Annotated in this window: 13 protein-coding genes and 1 other annotated feature; of the genes, 5 read left to right on the forward strand and 8 right to left on the reverse strand. The window is 25.7% G+C overall.

Features of this window, described 5'->3' with window-relative positions:
• Positions 1–33: 33 nt before the first annotated feature.
• From NGI68_RS02690 to NGI68_RS02700, 3 genes are all read right to left on the reverse strand, one after another.
• Entirely contained in the window at positions 34–1,107 is a 1,074-nt protein-coding gene (locus NGI68_RS02690; RefSeq protein ID WP_251859942.1) for a pyridoxal-phosphate-dependent aminotransferase family protein, read from the reverse strand.
• A 417-nt stretch (positions 1,108–1,524) separates the two neighbouring features.
• Positions 1,525–1,728 (reverse strand) — a binding site (T-box leader).
• Between the two features lie 399 nt (positions 1,729–2,127).
• On the reverse strand, positions 2,128–3,459 hold the full coding sequence (gene mgtE, locus NGI68_RS02695) for a magnesium transporter (protein WP_251859943.1): 1,332 nt from the start codon (positions 3,457–3,459) through the stop codon (positions 2,128–2,130).
• A gap of 486 nt (positions 3,460–3,945) precedes the next feature.
• Positions 3,946–4,725 carry a patatin-like phospholipase domain-containing protein gene (locus NGI68_RS02700; protein WP_251859944.1) on the reverse strand — a complete coding sequence of 260 codons (780 nt, stop codon included), beginning with the start codon at positions 4,723–4,725 and terminating at the stop codon, positions 3,946–3,948.
• Positions 4,726–5,314: 589 nt separating this feature from the next.
• Here NGI68_RS02700 and NGI68_RS16910 point away from each other — a divergent pair.
• Complete coding sequence (locus NGI68_RS16910) at positions 5,315–5,437, forward strand: hypothetical protein (RefSeq protein WP_286010068.1); 123 nt, start codon at positions 5,315–5,317, stop codon at positions 5,435–5,437.
• A gap of 124 nt (positions 5,438–5,561) precedes the next feature.
• On the opposite strand, the gene NGI68_RS02705 is transcribed toward NGI68_RS16910, so the two are convergent.
• Together NGI68_RS02705 and NGI68_RS02710 are read right to left on the reverse strand one after the other, a co-directional pair.
• A complete protein-coding gene (locus NGI68_RS02705) occupies positions 5,562–7,007 on the reverse strand; it encodes a sensor histidine kinase (protein WP_251859945.1) in 1,446 nt (481 codons plus the stop codon).
• A gap of 186 nt (positions 7,008–7,193) precedes the next feature.
• Entirely contained in the window at positions 7,194–7,616 is a 423-nt protein-coding gene (locus tag NGI68_RS02710; RefSeq protein WP_251859946.1) for a CBS domain-containing protein, read from the reverse strand.
• Positions 7,617–7,893: 277 nt separating this feature from the next.
• Here NGI68_RS02710 and NGI68_RS02715 point away from each other — a divergent pair, with 277 nt between their 5' ends.
• Positions 7,894–8,877: a biotin--[acetyl-CoA-carboxylase] ligase gene (locus NGI68_RS02715; protein ID WP_251859947.1), complete on the forward strand. Its 984-nt coding sequence runs from the start codon at positions 7,894–7,896 to the stop codon at positions 8,875–8,877.
• 105 nt (positions 8,878–8,982) lie between these two features.
• Here the strand turns inward: NGI68_RS02715 and NGI68_RS02720 are convergent, their stop codons facing one another.
• Positions 8,983–9,525, reverse strand: coding sequence for a GNAT family N-acetyltransferase (locus tag NGI68_RS02720; RefSeq protein ID WP_251859948.1), 543 nt, complete (start codon positions 9,523–9,525; stop codon positions 8,983–8,985).
• Positions 9,526–9,964: 439 nt separating this feature from the next.
• Here NGI68_RS02720 and NGI68_RS02725 point away from each other — a divergent pair, with 439 nt between their 5' ends.
• The 3 genes from NGI68_RS02725 to NGI68_RS02735 all read left to right on the forward strand — a co-directional run bounded on the left by NGI68_RS02725 (position 9,965) and on the right by NGI68_RS02735 (position 13,115).
• Entirely contained in the window at positions 9,965–10,921 is a 957-nt protein-coding gene (locus NGI68_RS02725) for a hypothetical protein (RefSeq protein ID WP_251859949.1), read from the forward strand.
• Positions 10,854–11,828, forward strand: coding sequence for a hypothetical protein (locus NGI68_RS02730; protein ID WP_251859950.1), 975 nt, complete (start codon positions 10,854–10,856; stop codon positions 11,826–11,828). The genes NGI68_RS02725 and NGI68_RS02730 overlap by 68 nt, the downstream gene beginning before the upstream one ends.
• Positions 11,829–12,068: 240 nt before the next feature.
• Positions 12,069–13,115, forward strand: coding sequence for a cell wall-binding repeat-containing protein (locus NGI68_RS02735; RefSeq protein ID WP_251859951.1), 1,047 nt, complete (start codon positions 12,069–12,071; stop codon positions 13,113–13,115).
• Positions 13,116–13,212: 97 nt separating this feature from the next.
• Here the strand turns inward: NGI68_RS02735 and NGI68_RS02740 are convergent, their stop codons facing one another.
• Both NGI68_RS02740 and NGI68_RS02745 read right to left on the reverse strand, forming a co-directional pair.
• On the reverse strand, positions 13,213–13,359 hold the full coding sequence (locus NGI68_RS02740) for a hypothetical protein (RefSeq protein ID WP_251859952.1): 147 nt from the start codon (positions 13,357–13,359) through the stop codon (positions 13,213–13,215).
• 39 nt (positions 13,360–13,398) lie between these two features.
• Entirely contained in the window at positions 13,399–13,722 is a 324-nt protein-coding gene (locus tag NGI68_RS02745) for a thioredoxin family protein (RefSeq protein WP_251859953.1), read from the reverse strand.
• Positions 13,723–13,726 lie beyond the last annotated feature (4 nt).

Consider the following 13,726-nt stretch of genomic DNA (forward strand, 5'->3'; position numbering starts at 1 on the left):
ATATCCACTTTTAATACATAGTAAGTTTTTTCTTTATTTTAAATCTAAAATTTCATTTATATTTTTTAATAGCTCTTTTATATCCTCTAGTGTACACTGTCCCATATGAGCTATTCTAAATCCTTTATCTTTTAATTTTCCATATCCATTAGATATTTGAAAATCTTTTTTCCCTAATTCATCATTTAATTTTTTAATATCTATATTTCTTGTGTTTTCTATATTAGTTAAAGTATTTGATAAATGTCTTTCGTCTCCATAGATTTTAAAATATTTTTTAGCCCAAGCTCTAACATACTGTGCCATTTCTATATGTCTTTCATATCTATTTTCAAGTCCCTCATCTAGAATTTTATCTAATCTGTAATCCATAGCAAACATATGAGATAGTGAAGGAGTTGATGGATATTGGTAATTTTTCTTTTGTATATATTTATAAAGAGAAAGTAAATCTAAATAATATCCTCTATTAGTAACTTTTTCTGCCCTTTCTACAGCTCTTTTAGAAAATGAACATATAGCCATTCCTGGTGGTAGTGCTAGTGCTTTTTGAGTTGAGGTTATACACACATCTACCCCTAGTTTATCTACCTCTATTTTTGTACCGGCCATAGAACTAACACAGTCCAATGACCATATTACTTCTGGATATTTTTTTATAACTTTACTTATTTCTTCTACCGGATTCATGATACCTGTAGATGTTTCATTATGAGTTATAAAAATGGAATCATATTTACCTGTGCTAAGTGCTTCATCTACAAATTCTGGTTTTACAGCTTCTCCCCAAGGTACTTCATATAAATCTGCTGGCACATTATTGTTTGTAGCCATATCATGCCATCTTTTACCAAAAGCTCCTATAGCAAATACTGCAGCTCTTTTAGCGGTAGTACATCTTATAGCTCCTTCCATAAGTCCACTTCCAGAAGATGTAGACAATAAAATCTCCTCTTTTGTATTAAAAACTTTTCTTAATTTATCACTAATGTCTTTCTGAAGCACTGATGTTTCCTTTGTTCTATGTCCTATCATTTCTGTACTCATTTTTTCTAATACATCTCTCTCCACTTCTACTGGACCTGGAATAAATAATCTTTTATGCATAATAAATATCCTCCTCAATATAATTTAGCCGTGAATATTTTTCTCAATATTCTGAACTATGAATTTGTTTTTATACGTATTTCAAATACAAAATATTTGTAGTATTTTCTTTAACACAATTTCATTTATTTTTCACTTATATAACTTTATAACAATACATTGTTAAAGTGAAATTGTTATAAATCTATACAAAAGTTATATTGCTTTATTAACTTTTACTTTTTTTATTTTATTTCTAAATAAAGTTTAATCGATGATTTTTTATAATATTAATAAATTAAATAGAAATATATTAATCTACTTCATAGCTATTAAGTATTTTTTATGGTTTATTTTATAATATATAATGGCATTTCTCCCATATCAATGATATAAGTTTTATATGAATACAATATAAAAAGAGTCAACCATCCCACTAGTAGGGACGATTGACTCGCGTTGCCACCCTTATTAATCACATAATTAATTATATGATTCTCTCAAAAATATAACGGTTTTAACCGTATTGCTCTTCACAATTACCTCCGAGGTGGATTCACAAAAATATCTGGCATCAGTTCTCACCAACCACTGACTCTCTTTAACCTATATTTAAGTTACTATTCTCATCACAGGCTAATATGAAATTTTAGTTGTAATAAACTTTCATTTTCCTCTATTATAAATATATTATTATTAACTGTCAACGACAAGATTTTATAATTTTTTATAGAATTTTATAAATAAATAATATACTGTAATTTTATATAATATATTTATATAATATTACAATTAAATAATGACTTGATATCTTCTCTAACGTGCTAATCTACCTTAATCAGCACTTATTACTTTAAATCAATATGATTGTTTATAAATTTTAAAATATTATAACATTTTTTTGGATTTTATTATAAAATAACTTCCTATAGATAAACAAAAATCAAATAAGCATATGTATGTTTAAGGATTAAACATGCACATGCTTATTTTTATTCATATATAATAATCTTCAGATGAAAATTATTATTAGTTTTTTTATTATATTCCAAGTAACAATTTAGCTATGCCAAAGTAAATCAAAAGTGCTACTGCATCTACTATGGTTGTTATCAACGGACTAGCCATTATTGCCGGATCTAGTTTTAACTTCTTAGCAACTATAGGTAATATACCGCCTACAACTTTTGCCAATACTACTGTAAAAAATAAACTTATACATACAGTTAAAGATACCATAAAATTTACTTTTTCTATAAAATATACTCTTAAAAAATTAACTACTGATAAAACTATACCTACAATTACGCTTACCTGAAATTCTTTCCACATAACTTTAAATATATCTTTAAGCTTTATTTCTCCTAAAGCTAATCCTCTTATAACTAAAGTGGAAGATTGTGAACCTGAATTTCCACCAGTATCCATAAGCATTGGTATAAAGGATGCCAGTATAACTACAGATTGAAGTACATCTTCAGATTTTCTAATAATGCTTCCTGTAAATGTAGCTGATATCATAAGTACTAATAACCAAAGTATTCTATGTTTTGCTAATTCAAAAACCCCTGTTTTTAAATATTCATCTTCTGAAGGCTCCATAGCTGCCATCTTATGAAAATCCTCTGTGTTTTCTTGGTCTATTATATCTACTATATCGTCTATAGTTATTATCCCAACTAATCTATGTTCCTTATCAACTACAGGCATAGAAACTAAGTCATATTTTTTAAATTGTGCTGCCACATATTCTTGATCATCAAAGGTATTTATGGAAACATAATTTTCTTTCATAATATCCTTTATTAATACATCTTTATTACTTAATATGAGCCTTCTTATAGATATAATACCATCTAATTTTCTATCTTTATCAATAACATAACAAGTATTTATAGTTTGCTTATCCACACCAGTTTTTCTTATACGTTCTATAGATTCTTCTACAGTCATTTCTTTCTTTAAATCTACAAACTCTATGGTCATTATACTTCCAGCTGAATCTTCTTTATATTTTAAAAACTGATTTATAAGTTTTCTTTTTTTCTCGTCTGTATTTAATAAAATTTTTTTAACTATATTAGCAGGCATTTCTTCTAATAAATCAATAACATCATCAAAATATAATTGATCTAATATACTAGTCATTTCTTCATGAGTTATAGATTGTATTATATATTGTTGCATATCATTAGACATATAAGAAAATACATCTGTTTCTATATCTTTAGGTAATAACCTAAACAAAACTAGCATATTTTTATTGTCTAGTTCTTCTAATAAATTAGCTATATCTACATTATTCAGTTTTAAAAGCTCATTTCTAGCTTCTGAGTATTTTCTTTCATTTATAAGTTCTAATATTGTTTCCATCGTGGTTCCTCCTTTAGGTACCACAAACAAAACCTTCTATATTAAATTAATATTAGTCCTGAAACACAGTCCGCATTAATAACCACTATATAATTAAAATAACTATTTCAAAAATATAATACTCATTATGACTTTATTAGTTTTCTCATGAAATTTAGGCCTAAACTAAATAGAAAGGCTTCGTAACTATGGTACTTGCTATTTATTGTATTATGTTCCGATGTTGGTTCATAAGGTCCAGATTCCACAATTACCACCAACCTTTCTTAATTAATTATTTTTGTGCCTAAACCTTATTTGTTTAACTTATACATTATATCATAAAAATCTTTTATTCCCTAATTTAAGAATATTTTTTATTTTAGGTATAATAAAACTCTCTTAGTTCATTATTATGTAATATTTATGTTTTGGTTAATATTATTTAATATAAAAAAGCTACTAAGTCATTACTTAGCAGCCTTTTCAAAATAATAAAATTTTTATTTAAGCTGTATTTCTCAAAGTATTTTTTATAATGTTTATCCCATCTTCATATGCTCTTTCTATATACTTTTCTGATGTATCACATATAATTTTATTATTAAAATTACCCACATAAAGATCTTTTAAGTGTTCACTTTTATATTCTATCTTCATATTATCAGAATCAACTATCAATATACTTTTATAATTATTATCTTTTAATGCTTCTATTGATAGTTTAGTATTTATATCTCCTGTTATAAATGACTTGCTCTTAACTTTGTTATTAAATATTATGGGTTCTGCTACAGAATTTAATATAACTTTGTGTATATAATCATTATCACACTCATTCAATTTAAATACTGATTTTTTCATAAAAGGTAACTCATAACAAACTAAATAACAATTCATCCTAAAATGACTATTATCTATACTTATATATTTGTGATTTATAATTTTAAGCATATCGCTCCAATTTATCATACCTTCTTTAGAAATCTTTTTGCTCCATATATAAATTTTTTCATTTAAACTTTTATCTAAAATATGCATATTCAATATGTTATAAATTTCATTTTCTTCAATGTATGTCCTTTTTGTATTATTAATTAATGTACTTAACTCTTTAAATAACTTATAGTTTTCTTTTGCAAACATTATAGCACTTAATGATCCTAATCCTATTCCTGATACAGCATTGAATTTATTATACATACTATATTGGTCTATAGCTTTAATCACACCTAAGTGATAAAAAATATTATTTCCTATAAAAGCTATTGCTAAATTCTTACTCATATAACTCACCTCTAAATTTATACTCTTAGCTGTTGTAAACCTTTAAATAAATAATCTATAAATATATATTACCATAAAAATCATAATATACAAATGAATTTTGTTATAAAAATAACATCATTTTGCTTAATTATTTATAATTTTTTTTAATTTCCATTTAAAAGTGTTTTATTTTTTCATGTTTTAACACAAGCCACTGTATAAATTAAAATTATGAGTAATTTTTTTAAGTTATAAATTATTTTATATTCATATATACTTTTAACATAGTTAATACTACTATAATTAAACTCATATTTAAAAATATAATGTTAAATCTATTATTTTTTTTTATCATTTCTATCCTCCTATAAAAAATCAATAAATATAAATTAAATCTTATTATTGCACTGTAAATGCTTCATTATATTTGTTTATATACTTTTCGTAAGAAATCTTAATATTTTAAGTAATATAAAATATTATTTATGTAAAAAATAAGTATATTACACATACAAGTTCTTTTTATACTGAAATATATTAAATATTTATTGGTAAACTATATGTAAGTTGCAAAAGAACTTAATAAATTACAAAAGGAGAGATTTATATGCCTAAAGATAGTCAGCCTGATAACAAAAAAGCTAGAATGGAAAAATGTAATTATCAAACACCTATAATTTCTGAAGAGGGAAAAAATAAAATAACTAAAGAAAAAAATAAAAATAGGTAAATATATAATTATATCTTAATATCAAATTAAATTATACTTTAGTTAAAACATAATAAAAGCAGTATAAGCATTATTAGAATCAAATAATGTTTATACTGTTTATTATAAACGTTATCCCTTTTGTCTACATGGCACTATCATATATTTCTGGAAATTCAATCTTTACATTTTGCCCTATATTTTTAGCATATATTTCCTTAGAATTCTCATTTTCTTTTACCTTTTTAGATGGAAGCTCAAATATTATTTCTGTTCCCTTATTTTCTTTGCTATACATATCAATATTCCCTTCATGCATATCAATTATTGACTTAACCAGTGCAAGACCTATGCCACTACTACAAGTGGTTAAATCATATTCTTTTTTATTTGATTGCACAAATCTATTAAATACATTCTCTTGTATATTTTCTGGTATTCCTATACCATTATCTTTAACAGAAACAAGAACCTTGTCTTGCTTATCTTGTACATTAACTTGAATATTTCCTCTTCCATCCTTTTTATACTTAACTGCGTTAGATATAAGATTTAGCACAACCCTTTCTATCATATCTTTATCACAAGCTATAATTTTTTCTTCCACATCTGTATCAAATATTATATCCATATCATTATTTTCTACATATGAAGAAACAGATGTAACTATATCTTCAACTAAATTTACTATATTATTATTGCTTAATTTTATCTTACAACAACCTGATTCAATCTTATTAGTATTAACTATATTATTTACAAGTCTTAAGAGCCTGTAACAATTTTGTTTTATTACTCCAATGTATTTTTCAATAGTCTCTATTCTTTTATTATTTAAAGCCATATTCATAACTTGAATAGCTGAATATATAATATTTATAGGTGTTTTTAAATCATGAGATATATTAGCATAAAATTCAGCTCTTTCTCTATGTTCCATTTTATTTTTTTCTAATTCTTCATATAGTCTTTTATTTTCTTCTAATAAGGAATTATTTTTTACAGATATACATATAAAATCTTCATCATTTAATCTTAAAGGAAAGCATTTCACATCTATTTGTAATGTTTTGCCATTTTTCAGCATAATCTTTTCATTTCTATAGCTAACTCCATTAGAATTTTGGTTATATTTTTTAACATTATCTAATTTTAATAGTCCATCTTTATAAAATTTTTCTTCTAAATAATCATATATATTTATATTATTAAAATTTATATCATCTTTAATTTTTATAAATTTTTTAGCCTCATCATTCATAAAGTAGATTTTTTCATCCTTTAATAATATTATAGGTGAAATTATATTATTAATAAGACTTTTATATATTTTGGTTCTATTGTTATATTCATTATTAAGTTTACATTTGTATTTTTTCATATTTTTACTGGATATTCCCCATAAAATATTATTAAGCGCTATACCCTCTATCATTCCAACGTTAAGAATACATAAAGATTTCAAATCTCTCTTAAAACAATATAAATAAATACAAATAATTACTACGGTTATTAATATGCACTTTATGGATAAAAATCGTGTAATAAATTCCTGCTCTCCTCTAATAATACCAGTATTTATACTTTCCATTTCTCCACTCTCCTTTTAATATATCCATAACCTTAATACTATATATATATAATTCAACTTTTTCTATAATTTTCCTTTTATATCCTTTAAAATTTAAAATTAATTAACATTTTGTTTCTAATTTATTAATTATCTAAAAAATTAAAGACAAGAGCTTTTAACTCTTGCCTTCTTCTATTATAATATTTATTTATTATTATATTTCTTGCCCTTAATAAAATCATAACAATAATTTATAATTTGACTTCTTTTTATTATTCCTATGAATATGTAATTATCATCTACTACAGGTACAAAATTCTGATTTATTGATAAAGATATTAAATCCTCTATTTCAGCATCAATATGAGCAGGTTTATTGTATGTATATCTAGGAACATCCTTTAAATTTATTTTATTGGTATCATTAAACTTTAAACTTGGAGTATTTTTAATCTTCCATAACAAATCCCCTTCAGTTAAAGTTCCTACATATTTACCCTGATCATCTATCAGTGGAATAGCTGTATATCTATGATATTCCATTCTTTCTAGAGCTTTTCTCATTGTACTATTTTCATTTTCATAAATTACATCTAATTTAGGTGTAAGAAAAAACGCTATATTCATTATATATTCCTTCCTATAATTGGATTTTTATATAAGAAATATATTCCCCCCTTTAAAGTATTATAAAAGTATCTTTATAAGATTTCGATATATAATAAAAAAATCCTATATAATAATACTATATTCATTAAAATTTAATAAATCAATAAATTTTTTTCTTAATTTTCTAAAACATTTATAATAAAACAATTTAAATGTAAAATATTATATTATACATATTTTATGTAGTATAATATAATAAAGAAATTCTTATATATAAACTAAGGAGGCAAGTCTTTTGAAAGAAGCCATAATAAACATATTAAAAAACAGTTCTCATACGTTTATATCCGGACAATATATTAGTGATAAATTAGGTGTTTCAAGAACAGCAATCTGGAAATATATAAATGCACTAAAAAAAGAAGGTTATAATATAGAATCCGCATCAAAAAAAGGCTATAGATTAATTTCTTCTCCCGATATTTTAACCTTTGAAGAAATTACAGGGTTATTAAAAACTAAATTTATAGGCCATAATATTATGCATTTTGATTCTATTAATTCTACTAATGATAAAGCAAAAAAAATAGCATCCTCTGAAAAGGATGGAACTGTAATAATATCCGAGGAGCAAACTCTAGGTAAAGGACGATTAGGAAGAACTTGGTCATCTTCTAAATTTAAAGGTATATATATGTCTATCATATTAAAACCTGACATAAATACACTAGATGTTCCTAAAATAACTCAAGTAGCTGCTGCTGCAGTAGTAACGGCACTAAACAATAATAATATCAAATCTTATATAAAATGGCCTAATGATATCATAGTAAAAGATAAAAAAATCTGTGGTATCTTAACTGAAATGAGTGGAGAAATAAGTAAGATAAACTATGTAGTAATCGGTATGGGGGTAAATGTAAATTCTGATAAAGAAGATTTACCAAAAGACTTACTTTTCAAAGCCTCATCTTTAAAAATAGAAACAGGCAGAGAACTTAAAAGAAATGTTCTAGTTGCAGATATAATAAATAACTTTGAAGAACTATATACAGAACTTATAGAACATAATAATATAGCTACATCTATACAAATATGTAAGGACAACTCTATACTAATAGGAAAAGAAATTAGAATAATAACTAGAAACAAAGAACGATTTGGAAAAGCTGTAGGCTTAAACTCTAATGGTGAACTTTTAGTTCAATTTGAAGACGGGAAAATAAAACCATTAATTTCCGGAGAAATATCTGTACGAGGAATAGATGGATACATATAAGTAAATAACACTCCTAAAAACAAGTAAAGTCTTGTATACCTTACTGATACATATGAAAGTATGAAAAGTAACTCAGTTTATTTGAGTGCTTTTCATACCACATATCTATATTTTTTTATTTTTCCAATGAGCTTTTGAAATAGACATTTCATATAAATTCCAATAATCTACGAAAGATTTACACAAATTTTTTAAAAGTTTTTCTTTTATAAACCCCACTTTTTCATAGCATCCAATAGCTCTATGATTAAAATCAAATACCCCAAGCATTATTTTTTCAAATTTAAAGTCTTCAAATCCATTTTTCAATATTTGTCTTAGGACTTCTGTGCCAATACCTTTACCTCTACATTCTTCTTCTCCAATCAAAAATCTGCACACTTTGCCTATCTTATTATATTTATCTATTTCTCTTAACTCAATAGTACCAATTATTTTATTTGTATCACTCATTAATATTTTATAAAGAAAAATATTGGAGTTTTCTTTTTTTACATAATTAAAATAATAATTCTCAATTTGCTTAAGTGTCAAAGGATATTCATAACTACTTCCTGCCCACTGCAGCAAATAATCAGCAGACTTATTTTTATTCCACTCTACAATTTTACTTAAATCTTCCTTTTCCATATATTCAAGTTTTATCATATAGCCACCTCAAAATCAAATATTTTAATATAATTATAAATCATTACCCTAGGTAAGTTCCAACATTAACTCATAAATTTATAACTGAAAGAAAGTATATCAAATAAATCTTTTTATATCACATAATATAAAAAGAATATTATAAATATTTTGTTTTTATTAAATTTTCTAAAATTTTTTATTGACTTTTTGTGAATGTAAACCTTGTAATAAATTTAAATCCAATTTATCCCCACACTGGTAATTACGTTATAATGTTATTATATATAGAAATATTTATGTTAACTTTAACAAAATTAAATTAATTTTACTCTCTCTAAATTTAAAATAGTGTTTTTATAAATATCCGTATATATTACTTTATAACAATTGATAATTACCTTATGACGTCATTATACTGTACTCAAATTAAAACTAATTATCTTAGGAGGTATTCATTATGTTTAAAAGGTCTTCTGCATACAAAAAGGCTATATGTACTGTAGTTCTTTCTGTAATGCTACAATCTTCTTTCTCAGGTTTTATAAATACTGTTAAAGCCTTTGATTCTCCACTTACAACAACTATATCAACGGGAAATGGCCCTCAAAGCAATACTAGCCCTTCTTCAATAAAATTTCCTGGTACGATTTCTCCTGGAGAAGCTTTAGCATCAGTCAATGAAAATCGATTTGCTTTAGAAAACAGAGGCTTAAAAATAAACTTTTCTAAAGATGCTAATGGATTATATGGAATGGACTATTTCAAAAATAAATTGACTAATGAAAACTACAATATAAAAATTAATAAATTATTTTCAATAGCTCTTAATGCTAGCACAACAATTTCACAAGGTGACATGACTATTAAAAACAAATCTAAATTAATAAATTTAAAAGAGCAACCTGATTCTATAAGACTTTCCGATAGAGATTCTGGTAAAAAGGTTTCTACTACATTTACCTACTCAAAAAATGGAATATCCTTTGATTTAGAATGGAATGTAATATTAAGAAATAATTCAAATAATATAAAACAAGAATTCATAATAAAATGTACCTCTGGAACATTAGATGCTAATTCTATCAAATTAGTAGATTATACAATAAACACTTCTGGTGCTACTCCAGTAAAAGATGGTACTGATGATGGGTCACCGGTAACAGCTAAAGATATTTTTGTAGGTTTAGAAAATCCACTTTCAAAAATTAATGTTTCTGGAAATAATGCAGAAATAAGTATTCCTACTGCAATACCTATAAAAACTAATGAATCTAGATCATTTACTACAGGCATTGGTGTTTCCCCTTCTGGACAAATTAAAAGAGCATTTAGATACTACTTAGAGCGTGAAAGAATGCATTATAGAAGACCTCAACTTATGTATAATACTTTGGTGGACTTTCCGTTCAAATGATTATGCTAATCCACCAACTGAAGCTCAGCTTAACGCTAACATAAATATGTATGGTAAAAATTTAAAAGACAGAGGTGTAAAGGTTAACTTTTACCAAATAGATGATGGCTGGGATAATGTAGATGGAAACCCTGTTTGGAGTTTTAATCACAAATCTTTACCTAATGAATTTAAAGAATTAAAAAACACTGCCAATGAATACAGTGGAAACTTAGGAGTATGGATGTCCCCATTCGGAGGATACAGTGGTCAAGAGAGAAGAATAAATGCAAATATACAAAATTATCAAATAACATCTTCTGGCTTTACCCTTGGAGATGAAAGATATTTTAATAGATTCCGCGATCAAACTATAAATATGATAAAAAATCAGGGAGTTAATGCATTTAAATTTGATGGTGTTGGAGTTGGTCTTAGACAAAACGGCGCTCCTAATTCATACTTAAAAGAGTATGAAAGCTTGTTAAACTTACTTTCAGAACTTAGAACAGTAAGTCCTGATGTGTATATATACTGCACTGTAGGTACATGGGCATCTCCTTATTGGTTATGGTACTGTGATAGTGTATGGAGAGATGAAGAAGATCAAGGACTATCTGGAGAAAGTAAATATCCAGGCAATAAAGATAGTAAAGGTTTTGATGACAGGGAAAGATGGATTACCTATAGAGACTCTGCTATTCGCAAACATAATGCCATTGAAAATCCATTTATGACTATCAACGAACTAATGACCCATGGTTTTACTTATTCAACATATTCTAACTATGTATTTAATAATGATTTAACTAATGCTGACGTAAAAAACTCTATATTAAATGATATGAAAATGTTATTTGCTTTAGGTGGGTCTTTAGAAGAACTTCATATTCAAAAAGATCAAATGGATGGATTAAATAATGATTAGAAAAACTTCATTTGGGACAACTTAGCTAAAAACATAAAATGGGCCCAATCTAACTTTAGCCTTTTATCTGATAATCAATGGGTTGGTGGAGAACCTGATAAAGGAGAAGTTTATGGTTTTGCTTCCTGGTCAAAAGATAAAGCTATTTTATCTTTAAGAAATCCTTCTGCAACACAAAAGACCTTCACTATTAATCCAGAGAAAGTATTTAATCTACCTTCTCAACAAGCTAAGACTTATGTGTTTAATGAAAGAGATAACCAGTATAAGCAATTAGTAATACCTCACGGTTCTTCTCAAACTATAACCTTAAAACCATTTGAAGTTTTAATATTTGAGGGAAAAAATATTGATATTAATCAAACAGTTCCCGTGAAAAATTCTAGTGTTAATTTAGAAAGACTTGGTGGATATGATAGATACGAAACTTCATCATCTGTAGTTAAAAACGGTTGGCAAAAAGCTAGTTCTGCTGTTATAGCTTCTGGAGAAGATTTCGCTGATGCTTTATCTGCTACACCTCTAGCAAGAAGTAAGAATGCTCCAATTTTATTAACAGAAAAGAATAGTTTAAGACATGATTCCATACAAATATTAAAAGACCTAAAAGTATCTGATGTAACTATTATTGGTGGTACTGGTGTTGTTTCCGCTAATATACAAAAACAATTAACTGATCTTGGAATAAAAGTTAACCGTATAGGAGGCCAAAATAGATATGAAACATCATCAAAAATTGCTAATATTATAGGAATTGAAAACGGTGTTGTATTAGCTTCTGGGGAAGGTTTTGCTGATGCCTTATCTATAGCTTCCATAGCAGCTAAAAATAAAATGCCAATTTTATTGACCACTAAAAATTCTTTACCTAACGAAACACAATCAATATTAAAAAAGAAAAGCATATCTAGGTCTTATGTTATTGGAGATACTGGTGTTGTAAGTAATAAAGTTGCTTCCATTCTTCCTAATGCTAAAAGATTAGGGGGAAAAGATAGATATGAAACAAATATTAAGATATTAAATGAATTTAAATCTGAGTTAGATGAAGATACTTTATTTGTAGCATCTGGAAATTGTTTTGCCGATGCTTTATCTGGCTCTTCATTTGCAGCAAAATCAAGTTCTCCAGTAGTACTGATTAATGATCCTATTTCTCAATCAAGCAAAAACTTCTTACAAAATCAATCTATAAAAAATTTAAAATTGCTAGGTGGTAGAGGTGTTATATCTGATACAATAGGAAATTTAATACAGAAATTAATTAAAAGTGGTAACAAAAAATAATAATTAAATTTAAAAGAGCTATCGGTAATGCTACTAGTAGCTCTTTTAAATTTAATCATAACTTATATCGCTAATCAGTGTAGATAATATTAATCTATTAATAAATGATACTATTGTCAATGATGATTTTAACAAGTACACCTATTTGTTGTAAAATACTATTTATATTTTTAGATTTTTCTGAAAATTGTTTGAAATATCCTATTATAATTCCTATAAATAAAAATAATAATATAGCCCACATAAAATCTCCCCCTAAAAAATTAGTAACCTATTTAGGCTACTAATTATATAAATTATAATATCTTTTTATTCTTTGTTCAAATTCTACAAGACTTATATATCTGCCTTCCCTTAACACTTCTTTTCCATCTATATAAAATAAAGTAGTTGGAACAGTGAATACATTATATTCCCCAGATACATCTTGAAGAGTATCTATATTTATATGAAAAGCTTTTATATTATATTTTTTTGCAATAGTGATTATCTTATCTTTAAGTATAGTACAAACACTACATTTATCATTTGATGAGAAATATATTAATACCATAGAGTTTTCTCTTATTATATTCTGTACATAACTCATATTATTTATATTTTCCATAGTA

The organism is Clostridium sp. Marseille-Q2269, assembly GCF_943736985.1.
Classification (GTDB): Bacteria; Bacillota; Clostridia; order Clostridiales; family Clostridiaceae; genus Clostridium_F.